Consider the following 18,224-nt stretch of genomic DNA (forward strand, 5'->3'; position numbering starts at 1 on the left):
GAACGCCTATGCCCAACCTTCATCCCGTGGCCCCGGCGGCTCCCATCGCCTCCGCCACGGCCCCCCGGCCGGTCGCGCTGGAGCTGCGCGACCTGACCACGGTCTTTCCCGGCGACGACGGACCGATCACCGTCATCGACGGCGTGTCCCTCGCCGTGCGGGCCGGCGGCACGCTGGCGGTGGTCGGCGAGTCCGGATCGGGCAAGTCGATGACCTTCCTGTCAGCGCTCGGCCTCGTCGCGGCACCGGGCCGCGTCCGCCGCGGCGAGGTCCGGATCGACGGCGCCGACATCCTGCACCAGCCGCCGGAGCGGCTGCGCCGCCTGCGCGGGGCGGTGATCTCGATGATCTTCCAGGACCCGCTGACCGCGCTGAACCCCGTCTTCACCATCGGCGAGCAGATCGTCGAGGTGCTGCGGGCGCACCAGCGCATCGGCCGCGCCGCCGCCCGCGCCCGCGCCATCGAGCTGCTGGCCCGCGTCCAGATCCCCGACCCGGCGCGGCGGGTGGACGACTACCCGCACCAGCTCAGCGGCGGGCAGCGCCAGCGCGTGCTGATCGCCATGGCCATCGCCCTGTCGCCCAAGATCCTAATCGCCGACGAGCCGACCACGGCGCTCGACGTGACGGTGCAGGCGCAGATCCTCGACCTGCTCGCGGATCTTCAGGCGGAGACCGGCATGGCGCTGGTGCTCATCACCCATGATCTGGGGCTGGTCGCCAAATACGCCGACGACGTGGCGGTGATGTACGCCGGGCGGCTGGTCGAGACCGGCTCCATGGAGGAGGTCTTCACCAAGCCCCGCCACCCCTACACCCGCGCGCTGTTCCGCAGCATTCCCCGTCTCGACGGCCCGGTGGACGAGGAGCTGCCGGCGATCGAGGGCCAGCCGCCCAACGTCGCCCGCCTGCCGCCCGGCTGCGCCTTTGAGCCGCGCTGCACGGTCGGCCGCGGGCGGGCGGACTGCTGCACCCGGCTGCCGCTGCCGCTGGCCGGCGACCGGTCCGGCCACCGCAGCGCCTGTTTCCACGAAGACCTGCCCGACCGGAAGGAGGCCATCCGATGAGCGACACCCTCTCCGCACCGCCTCCGGCCCTGGAACTCGTCGACGCCACCCGCGTCTTCACCCGCCGCGGCGGCCTGTTCAAGAAGGCTGGCAAGGCGGTGCGGGCGGTGGACGGCGTGTCGCTGACCATCCGCGCCGGCGAGACGCTGGGGCTGGTCGGGGAGAGCGGCAGCGGCAAGAGCACGCTGGGCCGCCTCGCACTGCGGCTGGTCGAGCCGACCAGCGGGCGGCTGCTGGTCGACGGGCGCGACGTGACCGGCGTGTCGAAGGCCGAGATGCAGGCGATGCGGCGCGACATCCAGATGGTCTTCCAGGACCCCTACGGATCGCTCGACCCCCGCGTCACCATCGGCCAGAGCATCGCCGAGCCGCTGAAGGTCCATGGTCTGTGGGACGGCGACGGGCCACAGAAGGTGGCCGGGGTGATGAGCCTCGTCGGGCTCGACCCCTCGCACGCCGACCGCTACCCGCACCAGTTCTCCGGCGGCCAGCGCCAGCGCATCGGCATCGCCCGTGCCCTGACGCTCGACCCCAAGATCCTGGTGCTGGACGAGCCGGTGTCGGCGCTCGACGTGTCGATCCAGGCGCAGATCATCAACCTGCTCCAGCGCATCCAGCGGGAGCGCGGGCTGTCCTATCTGTTCATCGCCCACGATCTGGCGGTGGTCCGCCACGTCAGCCACCGCATCGCCGTGATGTATCTCGGCAAGGTCGTGGAGATGGCGGAGCGCGACAACCTCTACCGCCGGCCGCTGCACCCCTACACCGTCTCGCTGCTGGCGGCGGTGCCCATCGCCGACGTGCGGATGCGCAACCGCCGCCGCACCTCGGTGACGATGGGCGAGATCGGCTCGGCCACCAACGTGCCGCCGGGCTGCCGCTTCCACCCGCGCTGCTACCGGGCGCGGCTGGTCGCCGCGGCGGGCGGCGTGCCCACCGAACGCAGCGGGGACGCCCTGCTGCCGCGCGCCTGCCTGATCGACCAGCCCGCGTTGAAGGCCTGCGGCGGCGCCGATCAAGTCGCCTGCCACTTCCCCGAAACACCGGAAACCCGGTCCGAGGTCGCCACGGCGGTCCTTCAGGACATCGGCTATCCGCCCATCCGCCCCATCCCCCTGCAATCGGCGTAAGGATCACCCCATGTTCAGCGTCACCGACGAACTCAAGGACAACTATTCCGGCGTCTTCCAGAACCGGATCGGCTTCGGCCGGAAGGCCGCCATCATCTCCATCGACTTCATCGACTTCTACACCCAGCCCGGCGCCCCCTTCTTCGGGCAGGGTGTGGTGGACGCGACGATCGCCAGCGCGCCGCTCTACGCCGCCGCCCGCCGCGCCGGCCTTCCGGTCATCTACACCAAGGTCGTCTATGACGCGGCCGGGACCGAGGGCGGCATGTTCGTCAAGAAGATCCCGGCGCTGCGCGCCTTCACCGCCGACAACCCGCTGGCCGAGTTCGACGCCCGCGTGATGCCGGAGCCGCAGGACGTCGTGCTGGTCAAGCACCATTCCTCCGCCTTCTTCGGCACGCCGCTCAGCACCATGCTGCGCGTGATGGAGTGCGACACGGTCATCCTCACCGGCTGCTCCACCAGCGGCTGCGTGCGGGCGACGGCGGTGGACGCGGTGTCCCACGGCTTCCGCGTCATCGTCCCCGCCGAATGCGTGGGCGACCGCCACCAGTCCCCGCACGACTCCGCCCTGTTCGACATGAACGCCAAGTACGGCGACGTGCTGCCGGTGGCGGAGGTGATGGCCTACGTCGAGAAGCAGGCCGAGGCTGTGGCCGCCTGATCCCGTTCCTTCGTCCCTGACCCCATCCGAACTGTATGGAGCGGTGGCGCGCCCGCGGCCGACCGGCGGGCGCGCCCCTGAGCAATCTGCCGACATGATGCCCCTTTCCCATCCCCTCCAGTGGTGCCTGCTTGTGGGGGCGACCCTCCTGTTCACCGCCCTGTTCATGGTGGCCGGCCTTCCCGGTGCGACGCTGCTCGGCCCGATGGCGGCGGCGATCCTGCTGGGGGTGCGCGGCGCCTCCATCGAGCTGCCCAAGCGCTTCTCCTGGCTGGCCCAGGCGCTGACGGGGGGCGTCGTCGCCCGGTCCATGGACGTGACCATCCTGCACGACGTAGCGCTGCACTGGTTCCCCATGCTGATGGCGCTGTCCACGATGCTGGCCGGCGCGGTGCTGGTCGGCTGGCTGCTGGAGCGGTCGGGCCGCTTTCCCGGCGGCACCGCCCTGTGGGGGACCATGCCGGGCGCCGCCCCGGCGATGATCGCCATGGCCGGCGATTTCGGCGGCGATCCGCGCTTTGTCGCCGTCATGCAGTATCTGCGGGTGATCGTGGTCGTCGTCCTGGCCTCGCTGGTCTGCCATTTCCTGCTGGGCAGCGTTCCGGTGCCAATCGCCGTTCCCGGCGCCGTTCCCGCACCGTCGGCCTCCGTCGCCTCGACGCTGGCACTGGTGGCGGTCGCGCTGGCCGGCGGCTGGGCCGGGACCGTGACGCGGCTTCCGGCGGGGGCGCTGCTGGGGCCGATCCTGCTCGGCGGCACGCTCAACATGACCGGGCTGGTGGTGCTGGATTCGCCGTCTTGGCTGATCGCCGTCGCCTTCACGATCATCGGCTGGACGACCGGCCTGCGCTTCCGGCGGGAGCTGCTGCGCGATCTGGTGGCGTCGGTGCCGCTGATGCTGCTGTCCACCTTCGGTCTGGTGGCGATGTCGCTCGGCTCCGCCTGGCTGCTGGTCACGCTGACCGGCAAGGACCCGCTGACCGCCTATCTGGCGACCAGCCCCGGCGGGCTGGATTCGGTGACGGTGGTGGCGCTGGGCAGCGCCGCCGACGTGCCCTTCATCCTCACCCTGCAGACGCTGCGGCTGTTCGGGACGATCCTGATGAGCGTTCTGCTTGTGCGATTCCTGCGCCGCCGATAGAACGCAATCCCTTGCCCCGCCATTTTCCAACCGTCGGTGCCCGAAGCCCCGGCCGGAGGACACCGTGACCCCGTTCAGCGATGAGAAGGCGACCGGGACCGTCCGGTCCGAACAGGTTGGCTCCATCATGACCGCCCTGCGCAACCGGGTGCTGGAGGGCAAGCTGCTCCCCGGCACCAAGCTGAAGGAGGCGGAACTGGCCGCCCAGTTCGGCGTGTCGCGGACCCCGATCCGCGAGGCGCTGGTGGCGGCCGAGCGGGAAGGGCTGGTCACCTACGAGACCAACCGCGGCTACACGGTGCGCCAGTTCACCCGGCGCGACCTTCTGGAAAGCTACGAGATGCGCGCCCTGCTGGAGGGGCACGGCTGCCGCATCGTGGCGGAGCGCGGCCTGCCGCTCGACGTGGAGCGGGCGCTGCGCAACGGCCTCGACCGCGCCGAGGCGCTGATCGCCGGCGACAGCCCGCTGGAGGGGGAGGCGCTGGAGCAGTGGCGCCTGCTGAACCAGCGCTTCCACACCACCCTGATGGGGCTGGTGCCGAGCGGGCTGTTCAACCGCTCCTTTCAGACCGTCTACCGGGTTCCGAAGATCTACGACGTCCTCGAGATGGAGAAGGACGGCCCCACCCTGCGCCAGTACAACGAGGAGCACCGCCGCATCCTCGACGCCATCGCCCGCCGCCAGAGCGGGCGGGTGGAGTTCCTGATGCGGGAGCATCTCCAGGGGCCGTGCGATATGCTGCTCCGCCGGATGGAGGAAACGCCGGGCGGGTGAGGGGGGTGCTGGGGTGCTGACGGTGCCCCCTCCCTAACCCTCCCCCGCTATCGCAGGGGAGGGGACTTGCTTCTCCCTCCCCTGCGATAGCGGGGGAGGGCCGGGGTGGGGGAAAGAACCTCGCCATTTCATACACTTACCGTCCTGTCATATACGCACCCTATATTTCGCGCCCCCCACCGCCCCCCTCGAATCTATACGCGCATCGGGCGCAGCCTGATCGTGCCGGACACAGCCGTGCCGGCATCCGATCCACGCTGACGCGCGCCCGGCTCTCCGGACGCGCCCCGGAGGCAACCATGCTGGACATCATCGCGCTGGCGATCACCGCGGCCTTCTTCGCTGCGTCCATCGCCTATGTGCACGCCTGCGACCGCTTGTGAGGGGGACGGGCCATGATCGTCGATTACGCGCTCGGCGGCCTCGTCGTCGCCGGGCTGCTGGGCTACCTCGTGTACGCCCTGATCCGCCCCGAACGGTTCTGAGGAGACTCCCATGACCGTCAGCGGCTGGATTCACATTCTGCTCTTCGCCGCCCTCGTGGCCGCCGTGGCGCGCCCGCTCGGCGGCTACATGACGCGGCTGTTCAACGGGGAGCGCACGCTGCTCTCGCCGCTGCTCGGCCCCCTTGAGCGCGGGCTCTACCGGCTGGCCGGGGTGGACACCAAGGCGGAACAGCATTGGGTGACCTACGCCGTCGCCATGCTGCTGTTCAACGTCGCCGGCCTGCTGCTGCTCTACGCGCTGCAGCGCCTGCAGGGCGTCCTGCCCCTGAACCCCAACGGCATGGCGGCGGTCCCCGCCGATCTCGCCTTCAACACCGCCGCCAGCTTCGTCACCAACACGAACTGGCAGAATTACGGCGGCGAAAGCACGATGAGCCACCTCGTGCAGATGGCCGGGCTGACCGTGCAGAACTTCGTCTCCGCGGCGACCGGCATCGCGCTGGCCGTGGCTCTGGTCCGCGGCTTCACCCGCGCCGGGGCGCGGACGGTCGGAAATTTCTGGACCGACCTGACCCGCGGCACGCTCTACCTTCTGCTGCCGCTCAGCCTGTTCTACGCGCTGTTCCTGGTCTGGCAGGGCGTGCCGCAGACGCTGGCCGGGACGGTGGACGCCACCACGCTGGAGGGCGTCAAGCAGACCATCGCGCTCGGCCCCGTCGCCTCGCAGGAGGCGATCAAGATGCTGGGCACCAACGGCGGCGGCTTCTTCAACGCCAACTCCGCCCATCCCTTCGAGAATCCGAACGCCCTGACCAATCTGGTTCAGATGCTGTCGATCTTCGCCATCGGCGCCGGGCTGACCAACCTGTTCGGGCGCATGGCCGGGGACGAGCGGCAGGGCTGGGCCATACTGGCCGCCATGGGCCTGCTGTTCTTCATCGGTGTCGCCGTCGTTTACTGGGCGGAGGCCCAGGGCAACCCGGCCTTTGCCGCCCTCGGGCTGGACAACGCCGCCGGCAACATGGAGGGCAAGGAGACCCGCTTCGGCATCGCCATGAGCGCCCTGTTCGCCGCGGTGACCACGGCGGCCTCCTGCGGCGCGGTCAACGCCATGCACGACAGCTTCATGCCGCTGGGCGGCATGGTGCCGATGGTCAACATGATGCTGGGCGAGATCATCGTCGGCGGCGTCGGGGCCGGCCTCTACGGCATGCTGCTGTTCGCCATCGTCACCATGTTCGTCGCCGGTCTGATGGTCGGGCGCACGCCGGAGTATCTGGGCAAGAAGCTGGAGGCGAAGGAGGTCAAGATGACCATGCTCGCCGTGCTCTGCCTGCCGCTGATGATGCTGGGCGGCACCGCCTTCGCCGTGGTGCTGGACACCGGCCTCGCCTCCCTCGCCAACGCCGGGCCGCACGGCTTCTCGGAGGCGCTCTACGCCTACGTCTCGGCGGCGGCCAACAACGGCAGCGCCTTCGGCGGGCTGTCGGGCAACACGCTCTGGTACAACCTGACGCTGGCCGCCGGGATGCTGGTGGGCCGCTTCCTGGTCATCGTGCCGATGATCGCGGTCGCCGGCTCGCTCGCCGCCAAGACGCGCAGCGCGGCCTCGGCCGGCACCTTCCCGACCCACGGCGGCCTGTTCGTCGGGCTGCTGGCCGGGGTCATCCTGATCGTCGGCGGCCTGACCTTCTTCCCGGCGCTCGCCCTCGGCCCGGTGGCCGAGCATCTGGCGATGCGCGCCGGCCTCCTCTTCTGACCGGGGACCATCCATGGACACCCATTCGAAAACCGCCACCCGGACTCCGGCCTCCACGCTGCTGGACCCGGCCATCCTCCTGCCCGCCATCGCCGGCTCCGTCCGAAAGCTCGACCCGCGGCTGATGGCCCGCAACCCGGTGATGTTCTGCGTGGAGGTGGTGGCGGCGCTGACCACGCTGCTGTTCCTGCGCGACCTGCTGACCGGCGCCGGGCTGACGGGCGCCGGGGGGATCGGCTTCTCCCTGCAGATCGTGCTGTGGCTGTGGTTCACCCTGCTCTTCGCCAACTTCGCCGAGGCGGTGGCGGAAGGACGCGGCAAGGCCCAGGCGGCCAGCCTGCGCCGCACCCGCACGGAGACCACCGCCAAGCGGCTGGCGGGCGAGGGCTGGGAAAGCGTTCCGGCCACCCTCCTGAAGCCCGGCGACCTCGTTCTGGTGGAGGCCGGCGACCTCATCCCCTCCGACGGCGAGGTGGTGGAGGGCGTGGCCAGCGTCAACGAGGCCGCGATCACCGGCGAATCCGCCCCGGTCGTCCGCGAGTCCGGCGGCGACCGCTCGGCAGTGACCGGCGGCACGCAGGTGATCTCCGACTGGATCAAGGTGCGGATCACCGCCGCCCAGGGCAACACCTTCCTCGACCGCATGATCGGGCTGGTGGAGGGCGCGCAGCGGCAGAAGACGCCCAACGAGATCGCGCTGAACATCCTGCTGGCCGGCATGACGGTCATCTTCGTCATCGCCGTGGCGACCATCCCCAGCTTCGCCGCCTATGCTGGCGGCTCGGTCGGGGTGCTGGTGCTGGCGGCGCTGTTCGTCACGCTGATCCCCACCACCATCGGCGCGCTGCTGTCGGCCATCGGCATCGCCGGCATGGACCGTCTGGTCCGCTTCAACGTGCTGGCCATGTCGGGCCGGGCGGTCGAGGCGGCGGGCGACGTGGACACGCTGCTGCTCGACAAGACCGGCACGATCACGCTGGGCAACCGGCAGGCGGCGGAGTTCCTGCCGATCCCCGGCGTGGCCGACCGCGATCTCGCCGACGCCGCCCAACTCGCCTCGCTGGCCGACGAGACGCCGGAGGGCCGCTCCATCGTCGTCCTGGCGAAGGAGAATTACGGGATCCGCGCCCGCGACATGGCCGGTCTGCACGCCCGGTTCGTGCCCTTCACCGCCCAGACGCGGCTGAGCGGCATCGACAGCGACGGCGTGACGATCCGCAAGGGTGCGGTGGACGCGGTGCTGTCCCATGTGCGGAATTATGGGCAGAGCGTCGCCAACCAAGGCAACACGGTGACCGCGCTGCGCCCCGATCCCGCCCTGGAGGCGGCGGTGCGCGAGGTCCAAGCCATCGCGGAGCGCGTCGCCAAGTCCGGTGGCACGCCGCTGGCCGTCGCTCGCGACGGCAGGCTGCTCGGCGTCATCCATCTGAAGGACATCGTCAAGGGCGGCATCCGGGAGCGCTTCGCGGCCCTGCGCCAGATGGGCATCAAGACGGTGATGATCACCGGCGACAACGCGATGACCGCCGCCGCCATCGCGGCGGAGGCCGGGGTGGACGACTTCCTGGCCCAGGCGACGCCGGAGATGAAGCTTCAGCTGATCCGCGACGAACAGGCGCGGGGCAAGCTGGTCGCCATGTGCGGCGACGGCACCAACGACGCCCCGGCGCTGGCCCAGGCCGACGTCGGCGTGGCGATGAACACCGGCACCGTCGCGGCGCGCGAAGCCGGCAACATGGTCGACCTGGACAGCGACCCGACCAAGCTGATCGAGATCGTGGAGATCGGCAAGCAACTGCTGATGACCCGCGGCGCCCTGACCACCTTCTCCATCGCCAACGACGTGGCGAAGTATTTCGCCATCATCCCCGCCATGTTCCTGGCCTTCTACCCGCAGCTTGGCGCCCTGAACGTGATGGGGCTTGCCAGCCCGGAGAGCGCCATCCTGTCGGCGATCATCTTCAACGCGCTGATCATCGTGGCGCTGATCCCGCTGGCGCTGCGCGGCGTCGCCTACCGCGCGGTGGGGGCGGCCCGGCTGCTGCGCCGGAACCTGCTGATCTACGGGCTGGGCGGCCTGATCGTGCCCTTCGCGGGGATCAAGCTGATCGACCTGCTCGTCACCGCCATCGGCCTCGTGTGAGGAACCCGCCATGATCAAGGAACTGCGCCCCGCCCTCGTCATGATCGCCGCGCTGACCGTGGTGACCGGGCTGGTCTATCCGCTGGCCGTCACCGGCATCGCCCAAGCCGTCTTCCCGCATCAGGCCAACGGCAGCCTGATCGAGCGGGACGGAACGGTCGTCGGCTCCGCCCTGATCGGCCAGAGTGTCACCGGGGAGGGCTATTTCCACGGGCGACCCTCCGCCACGCTGGGGCCGGACCCGGCCGACCCGTCGAAGAGCGTGCCGGCGCCTTACAACGCCGCGGCCTCTGGCGGCTCCAACCTCGGCCCGACGTCCCAAGCACTGGCCGACCGGGTGCGGGAGGAGACGGAGCGGCTGAAGGCCGAGAATCCCAACGCCCCGGTGCCGGTCGAGCTGGTGACCACCTCGGCCAGCGGCCTCGACCCGCACCTCTCGCCCGCCGCCGCCGACTTCCAGGTCCCCCGAATCGCCCGCGCCCGCGGCATCACGGAGGCCCAGGTCCGCGCCCTGATCACCCTGAACACCGAGCCCTCGCCGCTGGGACCGCTGGGGGAGCCGGTGGTCAACGTGCTGCGGCTCAATCTCGCCCTCGACGCCGCCTCGGCGACGCATTAGCTGAAGGTCAAAAGGCGGTCCCGTCCGTTCTCCCGCGCGGGCGGGGGAGGGGCCGGGGCCGCCGATCCGTTCCGAAAGCCGCCCCCGATGCCGAACGACCGAACCGCCGCCGCCGCCCGGCCTTCGCCCGAAGCGCTCCTGCGCGAAGCGGCGCGGGAGGGGCGCGGGCGGCTGAAGCTGTTCCTGGGCGCGGCCCCCGGCGTCGGCAAGACCTACGAGATGCTGCTGACCGCCCAGGCGAAGCGGCGCGACGGGGTGGACGTGGTGGTCGGCGTGGTCGAGACCCATGGCCGGCGCGAGACCGAGGCGCTGCTTGCCGGGCTGGAGGTCATCCCGCGCCGCAAGATCGACTACAAGGGGCGCCGGCTCGACGAGATGGACCTCGACGCCATCCTCGTCCGGCGCCCGGCCATCGTGCTGGTGGACGAGCTGGCCCACACCAACGCCCCCGGCAGCCGCCACGCCAAGCGCTACCTCGACGTGGAAGAGATCCTCGCCGCCGGGATCGACGTCTACACGACGATGAACATCCAGCATGTGGAGAGCCTGAACGACGTCGTCGCCCGGATCACCCGTGTCCGCGTGCGCGAGACGGTGCCGGACTCGATCCTCGACCGCGCCGACGACATCGAGGTCATCGACATCACGCCCGACGACCTGATCCAGCGGCTGAAGGACGGCAAGGTCTATGTCCCGCGCACCGCCGAGCGGGCCATCCGCCACTACTTCTCCCCCGGCAACCTGACGGCGCTGCGCGAACTGGCGCTGCGCCGCACCGCCCAGCGGGTGGACGAGCAGCTTCTCACCCACATGCAGGCCCACGCCATCGCCGGTCCCTGGGCGGCGGGGGAGCGGCTGCTGGTCTGTGTGAACGAGGACCCGGCCTGCGCCGCCGTCGTCCGCTACGCCCGCCGTCAGGCGGAGCGGCTGCGCGCCCATTGGACCGCGCTGCACGTCGAGACTCCGCGCAGCCTGCGCCTGAGCGAGGCCGAGCGTGACCGCATCACCGACGCGCTGCGGCTGGTCGAGAAGCTGGGCGGCGAGGCGGTGACCATCCCCGGCGGCGACGTCGCCGGAACGGTGGTCGAGTATGCGCGGACCAACAACGTCGCCCACATCGTCATCGCCAAGTCCCACCGCGGCCCTTGGGCGGAGCTGCTGCGCAGTTCCATCGCCTTCCGGCTGATCCGGCAGGCCGGCGGCATCAGCGTGCACGTCATTGCCGACGACGCCGAGGAGCCGATCCCGCCCAAGACGGTGCGCACCGCGGCCCCTCGGCGTCCGGCGCTGTCCTGGTGGCCCTACGCCGCCGCCACCGGCTATGTCGCGCTGGCGCTGGGCGTCGGGCACCTGCTGCATCTGATCTTGGATGTCGGCAACATCGGGCTGGTGTTCCTGACGGCGGTGCTGGCCAGCGCGGTGACCGGTGGGCTGGGGCCGTCGCTCTACGCCTGCGTCGCCAGCATCCTGGCCTTCAACTATTTCTTCCTGAACCCGCTCTACACCTTCTCCATCGCCGATCCGGAGAACATCGTCGCGCTGTTCTTCTTCGCGGTGGTCGCGGTGATCGCCAGCAACCTGACCGCCCGCGTGCGCGCCCAGGCCGTCACCGCCCGGCTGCGCGCCAAGACGACCGAGGACCTCTACGGCTTCAGCCGCAAGCTGGCCGGCGTGGTCACCATGGACGACCTGCTGTGGGCGACCGCCCACCAGATCGCGGCGATGCTGAAGGTGCATGTGGTCCTGCTGCTGCCCGACGGCGACACCGTGTCCGTCCGCGCCGGCTACCCGCCGGAGGACGAACTGCGCGAGGCCGACCTCGCCGCCGCCGTCTGGGCCTGGGAGAACAACCGGCCCGCCGGGCGCGGCTCGGACACGCTGCCCGGCGCCAAGTGGCTGTTCCTTCCCCTGCGCACCGGGCGCGGTCCGGTCGGGGTGGTCGGCATCGACACCGACACTGCCCGCACCGGCAAGCCCGGCGCCCTGCTGACCCCCGACCAGCGCCGCCTGCTCGACGCGCTGACCGATCAGGCCGCACTCGCCATTGAGCGCGTCACCCTGGCGGAGGACGTGGACCGCGCCCGTCTGGCCGCCGAGACGGAGCGGCTGCGCTCGGCCCTGCTCACCTCGATCTCCCACGACCTGCGGACGCCGCTGGCCTCCATCCTGGGGTCGGCGACCAGCCTGACCGCCTACGGCGCCGGGATGGACGAGGCGTCGCGCCGCGACCTCGCCGCGACCATCCAGGAGGAGGCGGAGCGGCTGAACCGCTTCATCGCCAACCTGCTGGACATGACGCGGCTGGAATCGGGGGCGATCCGCCCGCGCACCGGCCCGGTCGATCTGGCGGAGACGGTGGGCAGCGCGCTGGGGCGGGCGGGCCGCATCCTGGCCGGGCACCGGGTGGACGTCGATCTGGCCGCCGACCTGCCGATGCTGGAGGCGGACGACGTGCTGTTCGAACAGGTTCTCTTCAATCTGCTGGACAACGCGGCCAAATACGCGCCAACAGGCTCGCTGATCCAGGTCGGGGCGTCGCGGGAGGGCGGTCGGGTGCGCATCGAGGTGCGGGACGAGGGCGACGGCATCCCGGCGGCGGATGTCGAGCGCATCTTCGACAAGTTCTACCGCGTCCAGGCCCAGGACCGGCAGCGCGCCGGGACCGGGCTGGGGCTGGCGATCTGCCGCGGCTTCGTCGAGGCGATGGGCGGCACCATTGCCGCCGGCAACCGCAAGGACCGCTCCGGTGCCGTCTTCACCCTGACCATGCCCGCCGCCGCCGCGCTGCCCGGCCTTGAGGAGCCCGGCATTGAGGAGATGACGCCATGAGGTCGGATACGCTGCCGCTGCGCGTCCTGGTGGTGGACGACGAGCCGCCGATCCGCCGCTTTCTGCGCACCACCCTGTCCGCCCAGGGCTACGACATCGCCGAGGCGGAGGACGGGGCGGGCGCGCTGGAGGCGGTGCGGCGGCGCCCGCCGGACCTGCTGGTGCTCGACCTCGGCCTGCCGGGGATCGGCGGGCTGGAGGTGATCCGCCGCCTGCGCGCCGACGGGGTGGCCGCCCCGATCATCGTGCTGTCCAGCCGTGCCGACGAGGCGGGCAAGGTGGAGGCGCTGGACCTCGGCGCCGACGACTATGTGACCAAGCCCTTCGGCATGGACGAGCTTCTCGCCCGCATCCGCGCCGCCCTGCGCCACCGCCTGCAGCAGCAGGGGGAGCGCCCGCTGTTCCGCAGCGGCGACCTGGCTGTCGATCTGGTCCGGCGGATCGTGACGGTCCGCGGCGCCGAGGTGAAACTGTCGCCCCGCGAATACGACCTGCTGCGCCTGCTGGTCGCCCATGCCGGCAAGGTGCTGACCCACCGCTTCATCCTGAAGGAGGTCTGGGGTGCGGACACCGACGTGCAGTATCTGCGCATCTACATCCGTCAGCTCCGCCAGAAGATCGAAGCGGAACCGGAGCGCCCCCTGCACATCCTGACCGAGACCGGTGTCGGCTACCGTCTGCGCGCGCCGGATTGATTCCGCCCCCACATCCGATGCAACCCACCGCTGCACGCTAAACCTGCTGCGCTGTGGTTGGATTCGTGCGACAGAACCCCCAGGGCCGCTGTTTCAGGCGCAAGCCCCAAGAAAAGAGATGACCGCACACCGCTATTGAGCCCAACCGAAGCCTTCGAAGAGATTTTGATATGGAAAGCGTCGATCTCTGGTCGCAGCTCACCGCCCTTGGGCAGGTGGTCGCCATCGACCTCGTTCTCGCCGGCGACAACGCCATCGTGGTCGGCATGGCCGCCGCCGCCGTTCCCATGGAGCAGCGCCGCAAGGTGATCGTCTGGGGCATCGGCGCGGCCATCATGCTGCGCATCTTCTTCGCGCTGATCACCACGCAGCTTCTCGCCATCATCGGGCTGACGCTGGCCGGCGGCGTGCTGCTGCTGTGGGTCTGCTGGAAGATGTTCCGTGAACTGCACTCCGGAGGGGCGGACGAGGTGACGCCCGACGAGGCGCTGGCCGGGACCGGCTCCGGGGACGCCGCGGTCGGCGCGGCGGTGGCGACGACCACCTTCGGCGCGGCGGTCTGGCAGATCGTGGTGGCGGACGTGTCGATGTCGCTGGACAACGTGCTGGCGGTGGCCGGTGCGGCCAAGGATCACCCGACGGTCCTGGTCATCGGCCTTCTGCTCTCCGTCGTCCTGATGGGTGCTGCGGCCAACATGATCGCGCATGTGCTGCACAAGCATCGCTGGATCGGCTGGATCGGCCTCGCCATCATCACCTATGTGGCGCTCGACATGATCTGGCGCGGCGGCAACGAGGTTCTGGCCCAGGCCCATCTGCTCTGATGTCCCATCCGCTCTGACAATCGAAAACCCCCGCCCTCCGGCGGGGGTTCTTTTCTTCAGGCGCCAGCACTCTCCAGCAGCGCCCGCAAATCCTCCTGGCGCTGGACCGTCCGTATCCCCAGCGTGCCGTCGCGGCCCCGGATCGACACTTCCCGGCGCTCCAGATGCTCCAGCCGCCGGAGCCCCGCCAGTTCGGCGGCCGCGTCGGAGAAGATCACGGTGGCGCCCAGCGTCTTGGTCATCTCCTCCAGCCTTGCGGCGACGTTGCCGGTGTCGCCGATGAACTGCAGCGATCCGTCCTCCGAGCAGGCCACCGCCCCGACCACGGCGAGGCCGGAATGCACCCCGGCCCCGAAGGCCAGCGGTTGGTCCAGCTCCTCTGCGAGGTCGCGGCTCAGCACCTCGATGTCGCGCCACAGGTCGGCGGTGGCGCGCAGCGCGCTGGCCGCCGCCGCGGTGGGGTCCTCCTCGTTGGCGAACATGCCCATCACCCCGTCGCCGGCGATGGCGATGACGTAGCCGCCGTGCCGCCGGATCGCGTCGGTGACCACCTGGACGTAGCGGGTGACGATGAACAGGGCGTCGAAGGGCAGCCGTTCCGCCGCCAGCGAGGTCGATCCCCGCAAATCCACGAACAGCGCGGTGATCGCCAGCTCCCGCCCGCTGTCCATGGGGGCGGTGACGGCGAAGGTGCGGCCGTTGTCCCGCGCCGACAGCAGCGGCGTCACCGACAGCGGCGCCACCGGGCGGAGCTGGCAGGCGAGACGGACGGCGCGCGGCGCCTTCATCCGCTCCAGCACCGCCCGCTCGGTGGCGTTGGGCGGCGGCAGGGCGTCCACCCCCTCGGTTACCCGGATGCGGCAGGTGGAGCAGCGGCCCCGCCCGCCGCACAGCGCGGTGTGCGGGACGCCGTTGGCCCGGCTGGCCTCCAGAACGGAGGTGCCGCGCGGGACGGTCACTGTGCGTCCGCCGGGATAGGCGATGCGCACCGGGCTGGTCGCCCGCGCCCGCCAGTTGCGGTACTGCCGCATCCCCAGCGTGCCGACCAGCAGCAGGACGTAGGTGTTGAACACGCCGCCGCTGATCGCCGCCAGCGCGGCACGGTTCTCCGCCTCCGGCGTGCCGGCGGCGGGCGGGCGGAACTGCTCCAGATAGGTGGGGTCGGCGGCGGCCCGGCGCTCGGCGTCCCAGCCGGCGTTGACGATCCCGGCCAGCGCCAGCAGGGGCAGCAGCATGGCGAAGGCGCCGAGCAGCGCGGCGCGGCGCCGGTACCATGGCTTCGTCATCAGCCAGCCGCGCACCCCGATGCAGCCGTGTATCCACACAATCACCAGCAGCAGGAGCTGGCGCCACAGCAGGGTTTCCGGCGCGGTGATCCAGTAGAGGACGATCGCCCGCGGGTAGGTCAGCGGGTCGTTGTAGAGGTCGTCCGACAGCATCCCGGCCATGCCGTGGGAAATCAGCAGCAGTGGGATGCACAGGCCGAGCCCCAGCTGCCACGCCTCCCCGGCGGGCATGCGCAGGTGGCGCCGCCGGTACAGCGCCCACAGCCCCAGCCCGGCGTGGGTGACGAAGGAGCCGGCGAGCAGCGCCTGCCCCGGCAGCGTGTCCCAGGCCCACAGCAGGGTGCGCCGCGCCACCTCCATTCCCGGAAGCAGCAGCAGCCCGGCGGCGTGGGCCAGGAAATGGGTGATGACGAAGGTGAACAGCGTCAGGCCGGTGAACAGGCGCAGCGGGCGTTCGATCCGGCGTTTCATGAACGGATCCCGGTCATGAACGGTTCCGGGCGGCGATGGGACGTTCGTTCATGTTGGTCGGCGGTCTCGGGCTGTGGGTCTCGGCTTCTGCGTGGCGTCCTTCGGTATCCTATGAGATCATCCCGCGCCATGCCACAGCCCGACACCCATTCCCGTTCATGAGGCGCCGGACCGAAACGCTGGCTGGGGCGGCGCTGTTCCGCTCCCTGTCCCCCAACGAGTTGCGGGCGCTGGAGGACCGTTGCGTCTGGCGCCGGGTGGAGGCCGGGCAATGGATCATCGATTTCGAGGATGAGGGGACCGACGTCTTCGTCGTGGCCGCCGGTCTGGTCCGGGTGACAATCCGCGCGATCTCCGGGCGGACGGTGATCCTGCGCGACATTCCCGCCGGGGAGTTCTTCGGGGAGCTGGCGGCCATCGACGGGAAGGCCCGCTCCGCGGGGATCGTCGCCGTGACCAACGCCACGGTCGCCTGCATGCCCGCCGCGCTGTTCCGCGATTGCATCCACCGCCACCCCGACGTCTGCGACCAGGTGATGGTCCTGCTGGCTGGGGAGATCCGGAAGCTCGCCACGCGGGTGAACGAGTTCAACACGCTGGACGTGCGCCACCGCATCTACGCCGAGCTGCTGCGGCTGGCCCGGCCGGACGGGCGGGGGGAGCACAGCGCCACCATCTCCCCGCCGCCGCCCCACGCCGACCTCGCCGCCCGTGTCAGCACCCGGCGCGAGGCGGTCTCGCGGGAGCTGAGCGCGCTGAAGCGCGACGGGCTGCTGGAGAAGCGGCGGGGGGCGCTGGTCCTGTTGGACACCCGCCGCCTGCGGGAGCGGGTCCGGCAGGCGGCGGAGGAGGATTGACGGCGCGCCTTACGCCTTCACCGCCTCGGACTCGATGATGATCTGGATGTCGTCGCCGATGTTCGGCACGCCGTACTTCATGCCGAAGTCGGAGCGCTTGATCGTGCCGCGGGCGGAGAAGCCGACCGTCTCCTGCTTGCTGGCCGGGCTGACGCCGTCCTTGTTGAAGGTCACGTCGAGGACCACCGGCTTGGTGACGCCAAGCAGGGTGAGGTCGCCGTGCAGCTTGCCGGTCTTGTCACCGGTCTTCTCGATCTTCGTGCTCTTGAAGGTCAGCTTCGGGAACTCCTTCACGTTGAAGAAGTCCGGCGACTTCAGGTGTTCGTCGCGCTTGGCGTGGTTGGTGTCGATGCTGGTGGTGTCGATGGTCACCGACAGGCTGCTCTTGTCCGCGGCGTCCTTGTCGAAGGACAGCTCGCCGGCCACCGTGTTGAAGCTGCCCACCGCCTTAGAGAAGCCAAGATGGTCGACGATGAAGACCACCGCGGTGTGGGCCGGGTCGAGCTTGTAGGCGACCGGGGCGGCCTGGACGGTCATCGGCAGGGCGACGAGGGCGGACAGGGCGGCGGCGGAGAGAAGACGCTTCATGATTCGGAAGTCCTTTGTCGGATGGAACGGGATGAATGGGGTGGGTCAGTAGCCGGACACGTCGGAACCGGCGGAGAGAAGGAAGGCGACGCCCACGGCGGCGACGGCCGGCACCAGGGCGATGGCGGTCAGCGCCACGGTGCCCATGGCCCGCCCCGCGGCGGTGCGCGGCAGGGGCAGGCGGTCGCGCAGCCGGTCGGCGAAGAAGGCCGGCAGGACGAGCAGCAGGGCTTCGGCGTGGGCGGAGGAGAAGAAGGTCAGGGTGGCGGCCAGCAGGACCAGGATGCCCAGCGCCGCCTGACCGGCGTTGCCCCAGGCGTGGCGCTCCACCGGCCAGTTCCACAGCAGCAGGCCGCCGGTGGCCGCGGCCAGCGCGAAGGCGAGCTGGGCGACGGAGGCCGAGGCGCCGACCAGCGCCACCCCGCCCACCGCTACCGCGGCGGCCAGCAGGGCGACGCCGGGCGTCGCCGCTCCCTCGCCCTCGCCGGCGGTCCGCGTCAGGGCGATCCAGCCGCCGGCCAGCAGAAGGACCGCGGCGGTGATGGTGTCCAGGCTGCCCGGCAGCACCGGCAGGGCGATCCACAGCAGCGCCGCCGTCACCCAGGCGCCGAGCAGCCAAGTGCCGCGGCGGCGGTCGAGCCCGGCGAGGTCGGCGCCGACGCCGATGACCAGACCGGCCACCGCGCTCCAGAACAGGCGGCCCATGCTGGAGGGCGGGGGCAGGGCGGGCAGGCCGACGATCAGCGCGTAGGCCGCCAGGAAGGCGGCGGCAACACCCGCCGCCGCCAACCGGGGACCCCGCGTGCGCCCGCCGGCGAGACGGACCACACCGACGGCGGCGACGCCGACCACCAGCGGAAACAGGGCGGTCTGCACCACAAGATCATCGAGCAGAGCCATCGTCGGAACACTCCAAGCCGCAGGAAACAG

General features: G+C 70.8%; 16 protein-coding genes. 13 read left to right on the plus strand and 3 right to left on the minus strand.

Annotation, left to right across the window (positions count from 1 at the left end; all coding sequences use genetic code 11):
* Window positions 1-8: 8 nt before the first annotated feature.
* The 12 genes from H1Q64_RS26765 (at window position 9) to H1Q64_RS26820 (ending at window position 14,092) form a co-directional block, all read left to right on the plus strand.
* On the plus strand, window positions 9-1,067 hold the full coding sequence (locus H1Q64_RS26765) for an ABC transporter ATP-binding protein (protein ID WP_237907483.1): 1,059 nt from the start codon (window positions 9-11) through the stop codon (window positions 1,065-1,067).
* Window positions 1,064-2,197: an ABC transporter ATP-binding protein gene (locus tag H1Q64_RS26770; protein WP_237907484.1), complete on the plus strand. Its 1,134-nt coding sequence runs from the start codon at window positions 1,064-1,066 to the stop codon at window positions 2,195-2,197. Before H1Q64_RS26765 ends, H1Q64_RS26770 begins: the two co-directional genes overlap by 4 nt.
* Window positions 2,198-2,207: 10 nt before the next feature.
* Window positions 2,208-2,861: an isochorismatase family protein gene (locus H1Q64_RS26775; protein WP_237907485.1), complete on the plus strand. Its 654-nt coding sequence runs from the start codon at window positions 2,208-2,210 to the stop codon at window positions 2,859-2,861.
* Window positions 2,862-2,955: 94 nt separating this feature from the next.
* Window positions 2,956-4,002, plus strand: coding sequence for an AbrB family transcriptional regulator (locus H1Q64_RS26780; protein WP_237907486.1), 1,047 nt, complete (start codon window positions 2,956-2,958; stop codon window positions 4,000-4,002).
* A gap of 64 nt (window positions 4,003-4,066) precedes the next feature.
* On the plus strand, window positions 4,067-4,777 hold the full coding sequence (locus H1Q64_RS26785) for a GntR family transcriptional regulator (protein WP_237907487.1): 711 nt from the start codon (window positions 4,067-4,069) through the stop codon (window positions 4,775-4,777).
* Between the two features lie 395 nt (window positions 4,778-5,172).
* A complete protein-coding gene (locus H1Q64_RS26790) occupies window positions 5,173-5,262 on the plus strand; it encodes a K(+)-transporting ATPase subunit F (protein WP_237907488.1) in 90 nt (29 codons plus the stop codon).
* A gap of 10 nt (window positions 5,263-5,272) precedes the next feature.
* Window positions 5,273-6,982 carry a potassium-transporting ATPase subunit KdpA gene (kdpA, locus tag H1Q64_RS26795; RefSeq protein ID WP_237907489.1) on the plus strand — a complete coding sequence of 570 codons (1,710 nt, stop codon included), beginning with the start codon at window positions 5,273-5,275 and terminating at the stop codon, window positions 6,980-6,982.
* A gap of 13 nt (window positions 6,983-6,995) precedes the next feature.
* Window positions 6,996-9,125: a potassium-transporting ATPase subunit KdpB gene (gene kdpB, locus H1Q64_RS26800; RefSeq protein WP_237907490.1), complete on the plus strand. Its 2,130-nt coding sequence runs from the start codon at window positions 6,996-6,998 to the stop codon at window positions 9,123-9,125.
* A gap of 10 nt (window positions 9,126-9,135) precedes the next feature.
* The gene (locus H1Q64_RS26805; RefSeq protein WP_237907491.1) at window positions 9,136-9,744 is read left to right on the plus strand and encodes a K(+)-transporting ATPase subunit C; all 609 of its coding nucleotides are present in this window, start codon (window positions 9,136-9,138) and stop codon (window positions 9,742-9,744) included.
* Between the two features lie 87 nt (window positions 9,745-9,831).
* Window positions 9,832-12,573, plus strand: a complete 2,742-nt coding sequence (locus tag H1Q64_RS26810; protein WP_237907492.1) for a sensor histidine kinase — start codon at window positions 9,832-9,834, stop codon at window positions 12,571-12,573.
* Window positions 12,570-13,268 (plus strand): response regulator, encoded by a 699-nt coding sequence (locus tag H1Q64_RS26815; protein WP_237907493.1) that lies wholly within the window; start codon window positions 12,570-12,572, stop codon window positions 13,266-13,268. Before H1Q64_RS26810 ends, H1Q64_RS26815 begins: the two co-directional genes overlap by 4 nt.
* A gap of 170 nt (window positions 13,269-13,438) precedes the next feature.
* Window positions 13,439-14,092: a TerC family protein gene (locus tag H1Q64_RS26820; RefSeq protein ID WP_237907494.1), complete on the plus strand. Its 654-nt coding sequence runs from the start codon at window positions 13,439-13,441 to the stop codon at window positions 14,090-14,092.
* Window positions 14,093-14,148: 56 nt separating this feature from the next.
* On the opposite strand, the gene H1Q64_RS26825 is transcribed toward H1Q64_RS26820, so the two are convergent.
* Entirely contained in the window at window positions 14,149-15,849 is a 1,701-nt protein-coding gene (locus H1Q64_RS26825; RefSeq protein WP_237907495.1) for an adenylate/guanylate cyclase domain-containing protein, read from the minus strand.
* Window positions 15,850-16,007: 158 nt separating this feature from the next.
* On the opposite strand from H1Q64_RS26825, the gene H1Q64_RS26830 reads away from it, so the two are divergent.
* Complete coding sequence (locus H1Q64_RS26830; RefSeq protein ID WP_237907496.1) at window positions 16,008-16,706, plus strand: Crp/Fnr family transcriptional regulator; 699 nt, start codon at window positions 16,008-16,010, stop codon at window positions 16,704-16,706.
* Between the two features lie 9 nt (window positions 16,707-16,715).
* Here the strand turns inward: H1Q64_RS26830 and H1Q64_RS26835 are convergent, their stop codons facing one another.
* Together H1Q64_RS26835 and H1Q64_RS26840 are read right to left on the minus strand one after the other, a co-directional pair.
* Window positions 16,716-17,294, minus strand: a complete 579-nt coding sequence (locus H1Q64_RS26835) for a YceI family protein (protein ID WP_237907497.1) — start codon at window positions 17,292-17,294, stop codon at window positions 16,716-16,718.
* Window positions 17,295-17,339: 45 nt separating this feature from the next.
* On the minus strand, window positions 17,340-18,194 hold the full coding sequence (locus H1Q64_RS26840) for a hypothetical protein (RefSeq protein WP_237907498.1): 855 nt from the start codon (window positions 18,192-18,194) through the stop codon (window positions 17,340-17,342).
* Window positions 18,195-18,224 lie beyond the last annotated feature (30 nt).

Origin of the sequence: Azospirillum brasilense (assembly GCF_022023855.1) — a bacterium.
Classification (GTDB): domain Bacteria; phylum Pseudomonadota; class Alphaproteobacteria; order Azospirillales; family Azospirillaceae; genus Azospirillum; species Azospirillum brasilense_F.